12 protein-coding genes, 1 tRNA gene and 1 pseudogene are annotated in these 18,528 nt (G+C 36.4%); 13 read left to right on the forward strand and 1 reads right to left on the reverse strand.

Annotated elements, in window-relative coordinates; all coding sequences use genetic code 11:
• Positions 1-111 precede the first annotated feature (111 nt).
• The 8 genes and pseudogenes from tpx to ACK4R1_RS07945 all read left to right on the forward strand — a co-directional run bounded on the left by tpx (position 112) and on the right by ACK4R1_RS07945 (position 8,361).
• Positions 112-609 (forward strand): thiol peroxidase, encoded by a 498-nt coding sequence (tpx, locus tag ACK4R1_RS07910; RefSeq protein WP_409685527.1) that lies wholly within the window; start codon positions 112-114, stop codon positions 607-609.
• Between the two features lie 9 nt (positions 610-618).
• Positions 619-993, forward strand: a complete 375-nt coding sequence (locus tag ACK4R1_RS07915) for a diacylglycerol kinase (RefSeq protein ID WP_409685530.1) — start codon at positions 619-621, stop codon at positions 991-993.
• A 133-nt stretch (positions 994-1,126) separates the two neighbouring features.
• Positions 1,127-3,508, forward strand: a complete 2,382-nt coding sequence (locus ACK4R1_RS07920) for a DNA translocase FtsK (RefSeq protein ID WP_409685979.1) — start codon at positions 1,127-1,129, stop codon at positions 3,506-3,508.
• 1 nt (position 3,509) lies between these two features.
• Positions 3,510-4,151, forward strand: coding sequence for a LolA family protein (locus tag ACK4R1_RS07925; protein ID WP_409685533.1), 642 nt, complete (start codon positions 3,510-3,512; stop codon positions 4,149-4,151).
• 7 nt (positions 4,152-4,158) lie between these two features.
• A pseudogene (locus ACK4R1_RS07930) lies at positions 4,159-5,568 on the forward strand (LptF/LptG family permease); the annotation flags it as partial.
• Positions 5,569-6,044: 476 nt separating this feature from the next.
• Positions 6,045-7,187: a 3,4-dihydroxy-2-butanone-4-phosphate synthase gene (gene ribB / locus ACK4R1_RS07935; protein ID WP_409685536.1), complete on the forward strand. Its 1,143-nt coding sequence runs from the start codon at positions 6,045-6,047 to the stop codon at positions 7,185-7,187.
• A gap of 232 nt (positions 7,188-7,419) precedes the next feature.
• Positions 7,420-7,504: transfer RNA gene (locus tag ACK4R1_RS07940), tRNA-Ser, on the forward strand.
• A gap of 527 nt (positions 7,505-8,031) precedes the next feature.
• Positions 8,032-8,361 carry a YegP family protein gene (locus ACK4R1_RS07945; RefSeq protein ID WP_409685539.1) on the forward strand — a complete coding sequence of 110 codons (330 nt, stop codon included), beginning with the start codon at positions 8,032-8,034 and terminating at the stop codon, positions 8,359-8,361.
• 309 nt (positions 8,362-8,670) lie between these two features.
• Here ACK4R1_RS07945 and ACK4R1_RS07950 read toward each other — a convergent pair whose 3' ends face one another.
• Positions 8,671-8,859 (reverse strand): hypothetical protein, encoded by a 189-nt coding sequence (locus ACK4R1_RS07950; protein WP_187660885.1) that lies wholly within the window; start codon positions 8,857-8,859, stop codon positions 8,671-8,673.
• Positions 8,860-9,209: 350 nt separating this feature from the next.
• Between ACK4R1_RS07950 and ACK4R1_RS07955 the strand changes: the two genes are divergently transcribed.
• The 5 genes from ACK4R1_RS07955 to ACK4R1_RS07975 all read left to right on the forward strand — a co-directional run bounded on the left by ACK4R1_RS07955 (position 9,210) and on the right by ACK4R1_RS07975 (position 18,528).
• Positions 9,210-10,007, forward strand: a complete 798-nt coding sequence (locus ACK4R1_RS07955) for a hypothetical protein (protein WP_409685542.1) — start codon at positions 9,210-9,212, stop codon at positions 10,005-10,007.
• Positions 10,008-10,357: 350 nt separating this feature from the next.
• Complete coding sequence (locus ACK4R1_RS07960) at positions 10,358-12,724, forward strand: hypothetical protein (protein WP_409685545.1); 2,367 nt, start codon at positions 10,358-10,360, stop codon at positions 12,722-12,724.
• A 157-nt stretch (positions 12,725-12,881) separates the two neighbouring features.
• Positions 12,882-13,220, forward strand: coding sequence for a nucleotide pyrophosphohydrolase (locus tag ACK4R1_RS07965; RefSeq protein ID WP_409685548.1), 339 nt, complete (start codon positions 12,882-12,884; stop codon positions 13,218-13,220).
• Positions 13,217-15,415 carry a DNA/RNA helicase domain-containing protein gene (locus ACK4R1_RS07970; RefSeq protein WP_409685551.1) on the forward strand — a complete coding sequence of 733 codons (2,199 nt, stop codon included), beginning with the start codon at positions 13,217-13,219 and terminating at the stop codon, positions 15,413-15,415. The genes ACK4R1_RS07965 and ACK4R1_RS07970 overlap by 4 nt, the downstream gene beginning before the upstream one ends.
• Before the next feature lie 17 nt (positions 15,416-15,432).
• Positions 15,433-18,528: a BPTD_3080 family restriction endonuclease gene (locus ACK4R1_RS07975; RefSeq protein WP_409685553.1), complete on the forward strand. Its 3,096-nt coding sequence runs from the start codon at positions 15,433-15,435 to the stop codon at positions 18,526-18,528.

The following is an 18,528-nucleotide window of genomic DNA, read 5'->3' on the forward strand; positions in this document are numbered from 1 at the left end:
ACAATAATACAAACCAAATATTTTTTAACTTATCTCAACTTCCTATTCGTAATTCATAATTCGTAATTCCCAATATTTTCACTACTTTTGGCATTCAAAAAAAGCAAACAAATGGCAGCAATTACTTTGGGCGGAAATCCAATAAACACCAACGGTGAGTTACCAAAAGTGGGATCAAAAGCCCCTGAATTTCAATTAGTAAAACAAGATTTAGGCATTACTACTCTGGCAGATTTTGCCGGAAGCAAAGTGGTTTTAAATATATTCCCAAGCATTGACACCAATACTTGTGCGACTTCAGTCAGAACTTTTAATGCCAAAGCGAGTACTTTAGAAAATACTAAAGTTTTGTGCATCTCAAGAGACTTGCCTTTTGCCCAAAAACGTTTTTGTGGTGCCGAAGGTTTAGACAACGTGATTAATCTTTCTGATTTCAATACCGGAAACTTTGGAAAAGACTATGGTTTAGAAATCACAGAAGGTGCTTTCTCAGGTTTACACGCCAGAGCGGTCGTTGTAATTGACGAAAATGGCACGGTAAAACACACTGAACTGGTTTCCGAAATTGCTAACGAGCCTAACTACGAATCGGCTTTAGCAGCACTATAAAATAAGCTTATGGCATTCGAAAAAGACAACTCTTTCATCACCGGAAGACTCAAAAGCGTTGGCTACGCCGTGAAAGGTGCTTTCAAACTCGTCACTACCGAACACAGTGTAATGGTACAATTTACTTTGGCCATCATCATGATTATTGCCGGGTTTTATTTTGACATCGACCGTTATGAATGGATGATGCAAATACTGGCATTTGGATTGGTGCTGGGAATCGAAAGTTTGAATACTGCTGTAGAGAAAATAGCCGACTTTGTACATCCGGAGTTTCATGACCGAATTGGTTTTATCAAAGATATTGCCGCCGGTGCCGTAATGTTTGCCGCCTTAGCCGCAGTAGCGATAGGTTTGCTCATTTATGTTCCAAAATTTTTATAAATAGTCGATTAAATTTCTATTTTTATAGCGTTATACTTAACCAATGGCAAAAACAGTAAAAAAGGAAACTAAAGCAAAGGAGAAAGATCCCAATCTGGAACTCAAAATACTCAAGACTAAAAAACAATACCGAATGCTGTTCGGATTCGTATTGGTTTTGCTTTCTGTGGCCTTTTTGGTATCCTTTATTTCTTTCTTTTTACATGGTCAAGCCGACCAAAGTGCTGTTAATGCATTAACTGATCGCAACGAACCGGTGCAAAACTGGTTGGGTAAATTTGGTGCCTACTTGGCCGATTTATTCATCTACCGCGGTTTTGGTGTCGCTTCCTTCCTATTCGTTAAGTTATTCTTTTTAAGCGGTGCTTTTTTGGTTTTAGACTTACCGGTTAAGAAATTAAAAAACACTTGGTTTTGGGATTTGTTTGCCTTAGTGGTATTGTCTATCCTGTTTGGTTTCTTTGCCTACACTTTACCGGAATTAGGCGGAACCATCGGTTTTGAAATGAATTTATTCCTGCAAGATTACATCGGCAAAACCGGAACCGGTTTGGTATTGGTTTTCTCTATCATCATTTACCTAATCTTCAAAATAAAAATCTCTCCTGATGCAATAAAGTCTTTCTTCGAAAAGAAACACAAAGACATCAAAGAAGATTTAAGCAGTATTGTAGGTTCCAATGACAAAGGCGTAGATTACAACTTAGAAGAATTTGCTGTAAGTGAAACGGAAGAAGAACTTATTGAAGAACCAACGCTCAAACCTTCCCAATTCGAAATCAACAAAGAAACATTAAAACCTACCATTGAAAATGCTTCCGAAATCAATTTGGAACCAACTATCAAAATGGCGGTTACTCCAACTCCGGAAGAACCAATTTATGTAGAACCGGTAAAGCAAATCATTGAGACCAACGATGAAGCTTTTGTGATTGAAAAAGCGGAAGAAGAAGATGTTATGGATGAAAACCTGGCGGCTAAATTAGTAGCCGATTTTGGTTTGTTTGACCCAACTTTAGAGTTATCCAACTACAAATTCCCAACGATTGACTTGCTGAAAGAATATGCTTCCGTAGGCATCACCATCAATCAGGAAGAGTTAGAAGAAAATAAAAACCGCATTGTAGAAACGCTTCGCAATTACAAAATCGACATTGCCCAAATCAAAGCCACTGTCGGACCATCAGTAACTTTATATGAAATTGTGCCCGAAGCCGGTATCCGTATTTCTAAAATCAAAAGTTTAGAAGACGATATTGCGTTATCACTTTCGGCCTTAGGCATTCGTATCATCGCACCTATTCCCGGAAAAGGAACTATAGGTATCGAGGTGCCGAATAAAAACCCAACGATGGTGCCAATGAAGAGCGTAATTTCTTCGGCTAAATTCCAAGAAGCAGAAATGGAATTGCCTATCGCTTTGGGAAAAACCATTTCGAATGAAACCTTTGTAGTCGACTTAGCCAAAATGCCACACTTGTTGATGGCAGGTGCTACCGGACAAGGAAAATCGGTTGGATTGAATGCGGTACTAACTTCGTTGTTATACAAAAAACATCCTGCAGAAGTAAAATTTGTTTTGGTAGATCCGAAGAAAGTAGAGCTGACTTTATTCAACAAAATAGAACGTCATTATTTGGCAAAATTACCCGATACAGAAGATGCGATTATTACCGACAATAACAAAGTAATCAATACGCTAAATTCGCTTTGTTTGGAAATGGACAACCGCTATTCTTTGCTGAAAGACGCCATGGTGCGTAACATTAAGGAATACAATGAAAAGTTCAAAAGTCGCAAACTGAATCCGGAAAACGGTCACCGATTCTTACCCTATATTGTTTTGGTAGTCGATGAGTTTGCCGATTTGATTATGACAGCCGGTAAAGAAGTAGAAACCCCTATCGCTCGATTGGCGCAATTAGCCCGTGCTATTGGTATTCATTTGATTATCGCTACACAAAGACCTTCGGTGAATGTAATTACCGGTATGATCAAAGCCAATTTCCCGGCGCGTATCGCCTTTAGAGTAACGTCTAAAATTGATTCGAGAACCATCTTAGATTCCGGTGGTGCTGACCAGTTGATTGGTCGTGGGGATTTGTTGTTCTCTAACGGAAATGATTTAGTGCGTGTACAATGTGCTTTTGTAGATACGCCCGAAGTAGAAAAGATTGTAGATTATATTGGTTCCCAAAAAGCTTATGCCAGCGCTTACCTGTTGCCTGAATACGTTGGCGAAGACGGCAGCAGTGTAAACTTAGAATTTGACATCTCTGAAAGAGACAGCATGTTCAGAGAAGCTGCAGAAATAATCGTGACCGCCCAACAAGGTTCGGCATCATTATTGCAAAGAAAATTGAAACTGGGCTACAACCGTGCCGGAAGACTGATAGATCAGCTCGAAGCCGCCGGAATTGTAGGTCCGTTTGAAGGAAGTAAAGCGAGAAGTGTAAACATCCCCGACTTGACTTCGTTAGACCAATTTTTTAGCAATGAACAAAATAACCATTAAAATGAACAAATTACTATCTATTGCATTACTACTATTCATTAGTTTGACCACTAATGCACAAGATAAAAAAGCCAAAGACTTGCTCGACCAAGTTACCGCTAAGGTAAAAACCTATAAGAATATCTCTATCGATTTTAAATACGCACTTTACAATAGCAAAGAAAACATCAACAAAGAAAGCAAAGGCAACTTGTTGTTAGAAGGTGACAAATATGTCTTAAACTTCTTGGGCGTAACCAAAATATACGACGGCAAAAAAAGCTATACTATTGTTCCCGAAGATGAAGAAGTGACTATCTCGAGTGTGGATGACAAAGATGAGAACGCCATTACACCTTCTAAAATGCTTACCTTTTTCAATAGTGGTTATAAATATTACTGGGACATTCTTCAAGACGTAAAAGGCCGTAAAATTCAATACATCAAACTAGTACCAACCAATACCAAAGACCAACGCAAAGAAGTGTTATTAGGCATCGATTCCCAAACCAAAAACATTTATAATGTGATTGAAATAGGCAAAAACGGAACTAAAACCACTTTGACTGTTAATTCTTTTAAAACCAACCAACCTTTATCAAAAAATCAGTTTACCTTTGTGCCGAGTAAATATCCAAATTACTACATCAACAAAATAGATTAAGCCCGAGGTGAAAATACTTGACAGGTACTTATTAAAATCTTTCCTGATTACATTTACTACGGTATTTGTAATCTTGTTTTTTATATTCGTATTGCAAGTAGTTTGGCTTTTTATCTCTGAATTGGCCGGAAAAGACTTAGACATCTTTATGATTCTTAAGTTCTTACTTTTCAAAATGCCGAGTATCATTCCTTTAGTATTACCGCTTTCTGTGTTGTTGGCTTCTATCATGACCTTTGGTAGTTTGGCCGAGAACTATGAGTTTGCCGCGATGAAATCTTCCGGAATCTCTTTGCAACGCGCCATGCGAAGTCTTACGGTTTTTATCTTATTATTGAGTATCGTTGCTTTTTTCTTTGCCAATAATGTTATTCCGTTTGCCGAATACAAGTTCATCAACTTCCGAAGAAACATTGCACAAGTAAAGCCCGCTATGGCCATAGCCGAAGGACAGTTTAGTGAAGTTGGGAACTACAACATCAAGGTCGAAAAGAAATCGGGTGAAAACGGTAAATACCTTAGTGGTGTTACTATTCACAAAAAATCAAGTATGGGTTCGGCCAGTAATACCGTTATCAAAGCCAAAAAAGGCGAATTGGTTAGCAGCGAAGATTCCAACACCTTGAAATTAGTACTGAAAGACGGGAATTATTATGAAGACATTGTTCCGAAGAAATATGAAGAACGCCACAAAATGCCTTTTGCCAAAAGTGAATTCCAACGCTATGTCATCAACATCGATTTGTCTAGACTAAACAGTTCGAGCTTAGAAGAAGAAAAAATCACCAACACCAACACCATGTTGAATGTAGGCGAACTGAAATACACACTCGACTCACTACAAAAGAACTACAAAAAAGAAATCGTTTCCTATACCGAAAACATCAACCAACGTGCTAATATGACATCGGTTGACATCAATAGAGATACGGTAGCGCCTGCACTAAACATTACTGATTTGTTGCGAACTTATTCTCAAAGTGAAAAAACACAAATCCTAAGAGTTGCAAGTAGTAATATAGACGGGATTAACTTTTCATTAGAAAGCTCTAAATACGATTTGCAAGACAAACAAAAAAACATCAACCAACACTGGATTGCCTTGTACGACAAGTTCGTCATTGCCTATGCTTGTTTGCTCATGTTCTTTATCGGGGCACCACTCGGCGCCATTATTCGCAAAGGTGGTTTGGGATTGCCTATTGTATTTGCCATCCTCATTTTTATCATCTTCCACTTCATCAATACTTTCGGTAAAAAAGTAGCACAGCAAGATGAGCTCTCGCCTTTCTTAGGCTCCTGGATGTCTTCGTTTGTCTTGACGCCTTTTGCTATTTTGTTGACCAAAAGAGCAACTGATGACAAAGGTTTCAGTATGAACTTTGATTGGTTGACCAATTTCTTCAATCGCATTTTTCCCGATAAGACCAAACCCGAACTGACTACTGCTACAGTAACCCCTGATTTGGCCATCGATGTGGAAGAAGTCCAACAGTACTTGAATACTTTGCCCGAAGACAGTGTGCCGAAAAATATAATGGAAAAGAAAATAATTCCAACCGATAATCGGACTTTGGAAGTGATAACCCAACAATACAACCTGTTTAGTTTGATCGCTTTAGCAAGTAACTTCCTTTTAATTGGCGTCTTTTTCTTAGGCAAACCCGATACTTTGGCAATGATTATTATCGCTTCAATACTAGCTATTACGTTATTCTTTAGCTTATATAAATCACAACAAGCTTTAACAGCTTTGGGCGTTCGTGCTACTAAAAATATTGACATTCCGCTTTTTGTACTCTTATTGGCAGGGTTTCCGTTTTACTTCCTGTTTTTTATTTACAATAAGGTTTTTGTCAACCAACTTATTTCAGAATCTAATACTAGGGTCTAATGGACACAGCAACTACAACCAAAATACAACTCAACACTATAGAAGAAGCCATTGAAGACATTCGTCAAGGCAAAGTTATCATCGTGGTTGATGATGAAGACCGTGAGAATGAAGGCGATTTTTTGGCTGCCGCCGAAAAGGTAACGCCCGAAATGATTAACTTCATGGCTACCCACGGTCGCGGCTTAATTTGTGCACCACTTACTGAGCGTCGTTGCAACGAATTGGAACTACACTCAATGGTGAAAAACAATACCGACCACATGGAAACCGCGTTTACTGTTTCGGTAGATTTAAAAGGGCATGGTGTTACCACCGGAATTTCGGCAGCCGACAGGGCTAAAACCATCTTGGCTTTAGTCAATGAAGACACCAAACCGCATGATTTAGCACGTCCTGGACACATTTTCCCATTAACGGCGAAACAAGGTGGCGTTTTAAGAAGAACCGGTCATACCGAAGCGGCTATCGACTTTGCCAGACTCGCCGGATTTAAACCCGCCGGTGTGATTGTCGAAATTATGAACGAAGACGGCAGCATGGCACGTTTACCGGAATTGGTAGAAGTGGCTAAAAAATTTGATTTGAAACTCGTTTCCATAGAAGACTTGGTGGCTTACAGAATGCAACACGACAGTCTGATTGTCAAAAAAGAAGACTTTGAGGTAGAAACCCGTTTTGGGTCGTTCCGTTTAAGAGCTTATCAGCAAACGACTAACAAACAAGTACACTTGGCGTTGACCAAAGGCAGTTGGAATACCGGCGAGCCAATCTTAACGCGCATCATTTCGACCCAAGCCAACAACGACATCCTAAATTGTTTAACGGATTGCCCGGATAAAAAACTAGATGACGTGTTTAACCGAATCATCCAAGAAAACAAAGGTGCAGTGTTGTTCATCAACCAAGAAAAAGACTCTTCCGACTTGTTAAACCGATTAACCGAGCTAAAACAACTACAAGCCGAAGGGATTTTAAAAGCCCCTCAAATTAAAATGGACATCAAAGACTTTGGTATTGGTGCCCAAATATTACACGATATCGACATTGCAAAGATTCGATTGATTTCTAACACAACGCAAACCAAGCGCGTGGGAATGATTGGGTATGGATTGGAGATAACGGAGTATGTGGCGTATTGAGTTTGGAGTCGGGAGTTTGGAGTTTGGAGTTTGGAGTTGGGAGTTTGGAATACGAAATTTGAAGTAAAAGTTTATAAGCCGGAAAAAGTTATTTTAGTGACTAATTATCAGCTAGTGAAACAAATAGCATTATTACGAAAAAATAAGTGTATTTTTTAGGGTAAATCTTTTTGCAAAATGAAAAAGGTTGCTATATTTGCAACCGCATTGAGAAATTAATGCCCGACTTATTGGAAGAATGGCAGAGTGGTCGATTGCGGCAGTCTTGAAAACTGTTGACTGTAACAGGTCCGGGGGTTCGAATCCCTCTTCTTCCGCAAAAGAAAACCGATTAGGAAACTAATCGGTTTTCTTATTTTATAGCCGCGTCAAAAGCTAGCTTTTCCTCCGGCAGTCGCTTCGCTCGTGTGTAAGTGGCTGTGAAATAAAAAAACAAACGGCTTTTCAAGCCGTTTTGGTTTTCTTTTGCTCCGGTAACCCTCTGGGAACAGCAAAGCTAATCCCGATTAGAGGTGCTGAGGTGCTGAGGCGCTAAGGTTGTTTAAAAGTCTAAAGACTTTTAAACCTGACTGCCACTGGCAGTCCTCCTCTTAATATCAAATCTGAAGCCCACCGGGCTTCCTCCTCTTAATATCAAATGCAAAGGAAAACCCGAAACGCAAGTTTCGGGTTTTCCTTTGCCCGGGATTCCTGCCAAGAAACAGCGAAGCTAATCCCTCTCTGAAGTTCTAAGACGCAAAGTTTTTGTTGATACTATTTAAAGTTAAATTCCTATTTTGAATTAAATTCTTTCCTAAATTTGTGTAAGTCTCACTTAATAATTAAAACCTTTAAATAGTATACTATGGGAAAATTTGTGATTACCAAAAGAACTAATGGTGACTTTCAGTTTAACTTAAAAGCCGGTAACGGGCAGGTGATTTTAACCAGTCAAGGGTATTCGACTAAAGCGAGTTGTGAGAATGGTGTGGAATCAGTGAAAAAGAATGCCCCTGATGATGCGCGTTATGAGCGAAAAACATCTTCTAACGGGAAAGACTATTTTAACTTAACGGCGTCTAACGGTCAAATTATAGGTAGCAGTGAGATGTATGAAAGCACGGCAGCTCGTGAGAACGGTATTGAATCGGTGAAAAAGAATGCCCCTGAGGCTGATGTGGAGGATTTGAGTTGAGTGGCTTAGTTGCACAGATAGTATTATAGCCCTGTTGTTTTAAACGACAGGGCTTTTTTATTGGTAGCCTTTCGACCCTTCGACCTCTCGGCATCCTCAGGAAAGGCAGGCTTAGGTGACAATGTATAGTGCTTAGCGAGGGTCTTCGACTCCCGAAGCCTCGGGACAGACTAACAATGTTAAAGCTATAGGGGTTAGTGGCAAGTGACTTATACCGTTAGCCACCCCGCCCTTTGGGCACCCCTTCAAAGGAGGGGAAGGTTTAAGATAGCCATTGTGCGAATTATTGGGATTGTAGTTTTATGTCACTTATCTTATTAAGGGGGTTACTTTCTCCAGGTCGAAGTTCATGTAGTCGCAGAATTCGTGGATGGTTATGGGTTGGTGTTTTTCTTTGTTGTGTTTTTTCTTGATTTCAAGAACGATGTTCCTTGATTGCCTTTCGCCTTTGCCTGTTATGGCTTGAACATCTTTTGGATAAATACAAATTCTTTTCATTGGTTACTGGTTTAAGTATTGGATAATCTCTCACATACTTTAGTAGGCTTTCCATAACGTTTATATGACGTTTATATGACGTTAACATGACGTTACTATGGCGTTACAATGACTTAAGGAGCAATCTTGATTGTAATATAACGCAATAATAGGCAAATTATTATGCGTGCCTATAAATTTTAACATTCCTTTTAGGGCAAAAACGGCAGTTTTGGTAAAAGACGGCAATAAGGGTCGGTTATGACCTAGGGGTATATACTAAACCAAAACATTTAGAGTTTTATAGTTGTAAGCTCTTAACATTCTGTGATTTATAACTTTTATTTACAAGACACAAATCACGATTATGATTGCTGAGGATTGCAAAAATTTATTTATTAACCCTAATATTTATTATTATGGCAAAATCAAATGGAATTTTAAAAATTGAAGGTACTATTGAAAATTTAACCTTCTACAAAAAAGACGGTGAAAGTTATGTTCGTCGTAAAGGTGGTGTTTCTAAAGAGAGAATTGAGAATGATCCAAATTATTTAAGAACTCGAGAAAACAACAGCGAGTTTTCGACCGCTGCCGGAGCGGGAAAAATGCTTCGTATGGCTTTGGGTAGTCTTATTTTTAAGGCCAAAGACAGTAAAATGACCAGTCGACTTGTGAAGACCATGTCGGATGTTAAAAGGTATGACACGACTTCGGTGAGGGGACAACGCCAAGTGTATAACGGTTTGGGGACTCCTGACGGTAAGATGATGTTGAACGGATTTGATTTTAACATCAATGCGCCTCTGAGCACCGTGCTATTTTCGATTTATGACTTGGACACAGCGACGGGTGTGGTTACGATTCCCAACCTTGTTCCTCAGGAGCAGATTCGTTATCCCGAAGGGGCGACTCATGTGAGTTTCCAATCGGCGGTCTTGGCGATTGATTTTGAGACGGAAGCCTCGGAGCTAGTGCTAAGTAATATGGAAAACGTTCCGGTTGACCTTACTCCTACCTCCGTTACCTTGACGCCTCCGAGTGTTCCTACCACTACCGGTGTTACGCTATTCCTGCTAGGTGTTTCCTTTTTTCAGGAGTTTAACGGGGTGCAATATTCCTTAAAAAATGAGGATTATAGTGTATTGCAGGTGATTGAAGTGATTTAGATTGTTAGACCGTTAGATTATTAGATTGCAGGCTCCTCGCTGTGGTGACATGGCGGGGAGTTCCCGTTTTCACGGGAATGACAATCTGCGGTTTCTCAGGATTGACTGTGGCTATTCCCGCCTTCGCAGGAATGACAGTGGCTGAGTTTTCTCGATTAAGAACACAAAACATCGATTAAGTGTAAAATTCTATCGTTAAAGTACCAACTTTAACCTTGTTTCCTTATTTTTAATTACCCTTTTCAACCATTCAAATACCACCCTGATTTTATTGGGAAGCTAAAGCGAGTAACTCTTTTGGGGTTACCGGCTGTGACTTATAGTAGTGTAACTTTTAAAACTATATAGGTATGAGAACGAGATTATTTTTATTAGTGTTATTTATTTGTTTGAAAGGGATTAGCCAGACCACTAAGCTTACCCTCCCTAATCTTAAAAATGAATTTGAAATTAAAGCAGAAAAGAATACCAATGATGGGATTGATGTTTTCATAACTGATTCAAAGAACAATAATGTTTTACAAAAAGTTGTTATTAAAAAAGATGATACATCATATAAATTTGCAACTGAGGTATTTAATAAAATCAAAAGTACGACTGAGAATTATTATTTTAAATTAGAAAAAACTGATGTTGTATTGAAAATTGCTAAAAGCAATTTGACTTCATTGACTCATGACATTTTTGCAACAGCTATGAGTGACAACAATATGAGTGAAGCTGACTTTATAAAGCTTTTAAAAAGTAAAACTATTTTTAATAGCACCTCTCCAACCATAAAATTTGAAGACTACATAAAAAAAATCACCAATCAAAACGAAGAAATTAAAATTTTTACAACTAATATAAATTTCAAGTTTAAAAGAGTTTCAGACAATAAAATTGATTTATATGATGGCAATTCTGTTACCTCTATTTTAGATATAAAAAGCGAAGATGACTTTTATAAAAAATTTTATGCTTCTTATCATACAAATGCTAACCTTGAAATTATAAAATCAACATTATTACCTTTTGAAGAATATAACAGAATAGTTAAAACAACAGATTTTAATATTGATTCAAACACTTTAAAGTTGGATGAGATTTACAAACAAGTCTCAGAAAAAAACGACTACACGTTTATAAACAACTTTGATATTAAACATACTGACGACACAACAAAAGATTTTGCGGTTAATATCAAACAAAATTTCGAACAAAACTTCTTTTTATTAAAGTTCTGTGATAAGGATTATAACTGTAAAATCACTCCGAAAATGCCTTATGATATTGATAAATCTGAATTCGCTACTAAAATCAACAACTTCATCAAACAAACTTTATTGGACACTAATTATGAAATGAAAGCTGAGGATTTGGCAACCTTATATGTTAAAGTAAGAAATGATAATGAGAATAGAACAATAGCAGAAAAGACAAAAGAAGACAAAAAACAAATTGCAGATTTAATTGAGAAAATTGAAAACTTAGAAATACAATATTCCGGAATATTGAAACTGAATAAAGAAATTCCTGTTTATCAATTTTTAACCTCAACAGAAAAAAAAGCGTTTAAAGAAACCTCAAAAAAAGATAATAAACAACTCCAAGAAAATTGGCATTATAAAAAAATAGAAGATGTTAGATTTGTAGTCACTGATACTACTACTTACATCCGTTTTTTTAATAACAAAGTAAAGGACATTCTAATAAAAGGTCATCTAAGTAATAATACTACTCAAAAATTCAGAATAATGAATGTAAGCAATAGTTTTACCTTACGATCGTTTAATAACAGTAAACATTTTTTGCCAATATCTCCAAATGATAATGATGCCGGAGGATATTACATCAATATTAATGATTTATTTGATTATGATAATGCTGATAAAAGTTGGAACTATTCGGTAAAAAATAAAGAGTACAGTGTTGAACCAGGGAAAGCAAAAAAATTAGAACAACGCAGTTTAATGGATTTCTTTACGGGAGTTATTTTCTCGGATGTTTTAGGGCTAAATAATGACAAAGCCAATAGCTTGGTACAAGCTGAAGCAAGAATTAAAGTTCCTTTGTGGATCTATAGTTTTGGAAAGTATGCTTTTATTCATTCTTTAAATGCTGATGTTAATGTATCTATTTATAATGGTTTAGATGAAAAAAGCAGGTTAATAACTCCTATCAACAATAATACATCTGAAACAGTTACGTCATTGACTATTAACAATTTTGATTATATAAAATACAATAATTTTAATGCCGGAGTTGGTGTTAGCTTTTTTAATTTAGAATTAAAAGGCTTGTCCACGGAATGGAGTTTTGCATATGGCATTAGATATTACAGAGCAGGATTAAGATATACCTATGAAAAAGATGGTGGTGATATTTTAAAAGACTACCAACTTAATGCTTTAACCCATGAGTTGAGTACTAATTTAGAAATAAGACCTCAATTAAATTTTGGTGCCGATATTAATTTTGCTTTCAATTGGCTTAATGCTCGAGGTTCTACAGAAAATATTCCAATAATATTTAATGCAGATAATGACAACGATGACAAAAGTGTTTTAAGACTTCAAGTTAACTTGTACACAAAATTAAATCCAGATAAATCAAATGATGGAATTTATGCGAGACTGGGTGGTTTTTATCATTTAGGTGCTAAAGATTTTTTCCCACAAGTATTGGTGGGATACGCTACGAATCTGTCATCATTTGTAAATAAGTTTAAAAAATAATGAAATTTAAAAGCGCGGAAAATCTCCGCGCTTATTTTATATCTAAATATGATTCTCGGTAAGAATAACTACTGAGAAAACAATCTTAAATTACCTACTAGTGGGGATTGTTTATGTGTCGGATTTTTGGTATGTTTGGGAGATAAATTATTTCGTTATGGAAAAATACCAACAAGTGATTGATGAGCTTATAAAGTTTCGAAATGAAAGAGATTGGGAACAGTTTCACGATTCTAAGAATTTGGCTTTAGCCATTTCTATTGAAGCGGCTGAATTAAATGAACTTTTTCTTTGGAAAAAAGATAATGAGTCAGAAAATGTTAAAATCGATAAAATAAAAGAAGAATTAGCCGATATACTCTCTTTTTCATTCTTATTAGCAGAAAAACATAACCTCGATATTTTTGAAATTGTCCTTGAAAAAATAAAACGAAATGGTGAAAAATATCCAGTTGAAAAAGCCAAGGGTACTGCCAAAAAATATGACGAATTATGATTAACGAACCCGTTAAGATTGATATTTTTCGATTTGATTTTACACCTGATTTGATTAAGCATCCCGAAATGGAGAACCTCCATTATGCAAAAGAGTTGTGGCCCATAGTATACATTATCACTGACGGAAAAATTAAACAAGCTTATATTGGAGAGACTACCGATACATTCAGTCGTATTGCAACACACCTCAAAAATGGGGATAAAAACAAATTATCTGAAGTGCACATAGTTAGCAGTAATACCTTCAATAAATCGGCTACTTTGGATATTGAGTCAAATTTAATTAAGTATTTCTCGGGTGACGGAAAATACAAATTACTCAATGGCAATGTGGGGTTGGCTAACCATAACTATTACCAAAAACCTCAGTACTGGGAAGTATTTCGTACCATTTGGGACCAATTACGAGCCAAAGGTGTGGCACAGCATTCCCTTGAACATATTGACAATTCGGACTTGTTTAAATACTCACCTTATAAAACTTTATCACTAGACCAACGCCGTAGTTTGATGACTATAATGCAGCACTTGCTCAACGACACTACACATAATATCGTAATGGAAGGTGGTGCCGGAACAGGTAAAAGTATTATGGCTGTTTTCTTGATTAAATTAATTTGTACAGATAACGAAGACTTTAACTTCAAAGAATTTGGAGAAGAAGAGCAGCAGTTCTTGGACTTGATTGTCCGCCTCAAAGTTAAATACCGTAACCCTAAAGTAGCTTTGGTAGTTCCAATGGGTTCGTTTCGAAAGACACTCCAAAAAGTTTTTAAAAACATCACCGGACTAAAAGCTGATATGGTAATAGGACCTTCTGATGTCTTTAAAGAAGATTATGATATTATTTTAGTGGATGAATCCCATCGATTAAGACGCAGAGTGAATTTGGGTCCCTATTTCAAAATCTTTGACAATGTTTGTACTTATTTAGGAATAAATAATACCGAAACAAACGAACTAGATTGGATGCAACGCACCAAAGCCAAGTGCATTTATTTCTACGATGAAAACCAATCCATCAAACCTTCTGATGTATTGCAACAAGACTTCAGCGAAATGAAACAATTGCCAACCACAGTTGTAGAACAATTGAAATCACAGTTCAGGGTAAATGGTGGTAATGGTTATGTAGATTATATTAAAAAGTTGTTGGATTGTTCGCTTCCTTCAACCCAACCTAAATATGCTTCTAAGGATTACGAGTTTGTATTGTTCCAAAATATTGAGCACTTTTTACACGAACTCAAACTAAGAGAACAAGAAAACGGCTTATCCAGGATGATAGCCGGATACTCTTGGGAATGGGCTTCAAAAAATGACAAATCAGCTTTCGATATAGAAATAGAAAACGTAAAGTTACGCTGGAACGGCACCAACATCGATTGGATTAACACTCAAAATGCCATTGAAGAAGTAGGCTGCATTCATACCACACAGGGTTACGATTTAAATTATGCCGGAATTATTTTTGGGCATGAAATAACTTATAATCTCGAGACTAATTCGATAGAAATCATCTCTGAAAATTACAGAGACAAAGCCGGTAAAAACACCATTAAAGATGCCAAAGTATTAAAGCAATTTATCCTCAACATCTATAAAACCATTTTATTAAGAGGCATCAAAGGCACTTATGTTTATGCCTGTAACCCTAACCTAAGAGCGTATTTGGCAAAGCATATAGCAACCTATGAAACTACAGTGCCATCATACCAATTCACAGAAGAAGAGGAAATTCGTCCTTATGAAAATGCTATTCCGCTGTATGATTTAAAAGCCGCTGCAGGAGGCTTTAGCGAAACCCAACAACCTGAAGAATTGGAATGGTTAAAACTTCCTCCGCACCTATCCCCTTCTGAGGATTTGTTTGCTTGTACGGTAGTGGGTGAATCTATGAACAAGATAATCCCTAACGGTTCCATTTGTCTATTCCGAAAGTACCATTATGGTTCACGAGACGGTAAGATTGTATTGGTGCAATCTACTGATATCCAAGACCCCGAATCGGGAGCGAGTTATACCGTAAAAGAATATGAAAGTAAAAAAATGTTGGGTGAAGACACTTGGCAACACGAATACATTATCTTAAAACCAAAGTCCTTTGACCCTACTTTTGAACCGATTGTGCTTAATAAAGAGGCGCTAAATGATTTCAAAGTGATTGGAGTGTTTGAGGGCGTGATAAATTAAATTGAAATAATTATATAATGAATAACAATCCAATTCTAAATAGTCCTTACGACGAACCTAAGTTACATTACAACACCAATTCTAAAGGTGAATTGGATTATGAAGATATCAAACCGGGAAGAAGAATTTTTGTGCCTGATATGGGAGGAGCAATCCCAACAAAACAAGGTTCACAAAAAGATATTTTTGAAGTAAATGATTTTTCTGAGGATTACAAAACTCATTTAGTAAACTTAACAAGGGATAATGTTGCAAAATGGAGAGCAGAAAACTATCCAAACACAACTAGAGTAACAAAAGAGTTATTACTATTTTGGTTCAATAATTCAGATAGACATGCCGTAAAAAAACTCTTTTTTGCACAGCGAGAAGCAATTGAAACAGCTATTTGGTTGAATGAAGTTGCTGAAAAATCTAATGCAGGACAAAACATCATTAATAAAATAAAGGATACCCATAAAGGTGTCAGTAACGATATCTATCAACAATTACCAAGAATAGCATTTAAAATGGCTACCGGTTCCGGTAAAACAGTTGTAATGGGTGCGCTGATACTATACCACTACTTTAATCGTCAAGAATACCGTCAGGATACTAGGTTTGCAGATTGTTTTTTGATAGTTGCCCCTGGTGTAACTATTAAAGATCGTTTAGGAGTTTTATTTGTAGATAAGAAGTCAACCAATAAAAATGAACGTTCTGATTATTATGCTGCCAGAGATTTAGTTCCTAAAAATCTTGAACCTCAACTAGCCAATCTAAATTCTAAACTAATTATCACTAATTACCACGCTTTTGAACAAAGACAATTACAAGGGAACAAAAAGAGTATTTACGATGGTAAGGTAAAAAGTAAAGATGAGAAAATTGCAGAAATACAAGGCCAATCTAAAGAAGATTACAATCAGGTAGTAAAACGTGTTTTAGGGAAATTTAAAACAGGAAGTCGTTTGCTAATTCTTAATGATGAAGCTCATCACTGCTATTTACCTAAGCAAAAAGGAAAAACAAAAGACACTGAAGGTGATGAAAATGCTAAAGCAGCCGTTTGGTTTACTGGGTTAACAGAGTTTGCTAAAAAATTCAAACTAACCGCGGTTTATGATTTATCAGCAACACCCTACTATCTACAAGGTTCGGGGTATGATGCTTATAGTTTGTTTGGTTGGGTAGTTTCTGATTTTGGTTTAATAGAAGCTATCGAATCAGGTTTAGTAAAAATTCCTTTTTTACCCGAAAGCGATAATACGCAGGAATTAACTATGCCCGTTTTGCGTAATCTTTACGAACATGTAAAAGATGATTTGCCTAAAAAAGGTCAACGAACTGCTAAAAAAGAAGCTAAAGAAGAAGGAAAAAAGTTAACTGAGGAACCACCTAAATTACCACCTTTAGTAAAAGGAGCTTTAGACCAGTTCTACAATCATTACAAAGAGTACTCAGACAATATGAGAATGAAAGGTGAAGAAAAAGTGAATTTTTTCTCTAGACCTCCAGTTTTTATTGCTGTTTGTAATAACACTTCGGTTTCCAAAGAATTATATAAATTCATTGCAGGTTATGAAACTGAAGATGATAAAGGAAATGTTCAAACCGTTACAGGTCATTATGATTTATTTTCGAATTATGATGATATGGGTAAATTGAAAAAGAAATCTCCAACTTTAATAATTGATTCTGAAGCCTTAGATGATGGCGGACAAATAAGTGAGGATTTCAAAAAAATATTTGATTCTGAAATAGAAGAATTCAAAAGAGACTATGCCCGATTACATGGGCAAGGTTCAGCAAATAAAATTACTGATGCTGAAATACTGAGAGAAGTTGTAAATACTGTTGGTGAACCAGGTAAACTAGGTGGTCACATTCGTTGTGTTGTTTCAGTTTCAATGCTAACTGAGGGTTGGGATGCCAATACCGTTACACATATTATGGGATTAAGGGCTTTTGGCTCACAATTATTGTGTGAACAAGTTGCTGGTCGTGCCTTAAGAAGAATGAACTATTATTTACAAGGTTATGATAAAGAGGGTAACCCTACTGATGACAAACGTAAAATTGTTATTGAAAAATTCCCGCCAGAATATGCTCATATCATCGGAGTACCCTTTAAATTTTTCAAAGGAGGAACTGCATCACCTGTAGACCCACCGGAATATACTCATGTGAAAGCTATACCGGAAAGACAAAAAGCCCACGAAATTGAGTTTCCGAATATAGAAGGGTATCGTGTTGAATATGATGAAGATGATATTCAATATGATTTTACCGACGTTGAAAACTATGAAATAGATGGTTCTAAATTCCCTACTATAACCAAAATGGCGACTGCATTTTCTGGTGATGAAGAGTTTTTGGAAATTAGTCAAGTACTTGAAAAAAGAGTGAATGAAATAATCTTTTTACTAACGAAAGAGTTATTAAAATATCATTTTTCAAATGATGAGCATGAGCCCCAATTTCAAAAGTTTAACAAGCTTAAAGAGATTGTACAATATTGGTACGACAACAAAGTTTTATTGTTGAATATTAAAGATGACAATTACAAGAAGTTATTATATTTTCAATCGCCTAAAATTATTGTTGACCATATACGTCGAGGCATAAATACACATATTAACACTTCGGAATACATTAAACCGGTTTTTAATTATTACAACAAGTTTGGTAGTACAAAACATGTTGGTGGTAATACTTCCAAAGATGTTTATCCTACACACAAAAGTCATGTCAACTTTGTAGTCATGGATTCTGATTGGGAAGGCGTTTGCGCTAAAACACTAGAGGAATTAGATGAAGTTGATACTTATGTAAAAAACCAGTTCTTAGGCTTTGTCATTCCTTACGTAAAAGATGGTAAAGATCGAATGTACTATACTGATTTTATTGCTCGTGTAAAAAGAAAAGACGGTTCAATGGCTAACCTGATGATTGAAATTACGGGAATGAACAAAGATAAAGAAGAAAAAAAATGGTTTGTAGAAAACCGTTGGCTACCTGCGGTAAATGCCGTTAGAGAAAAATACAATTATGACGAATGGTTTTTTATTGAAATTGCAAACGATGTCAGAAATATCAAAAATCAATTAATTGATAAAATAAAAAGTCTTTAG

Source organism: Flavobacterium sp. (assembly GCF_046293665.1).
Taxonomy (GTDB): domain Bacteria; phylum Bacteroidota; class Bacteroidia; order Flavobacteriales; family Flavobacteriaceae; genus Flavobacterium.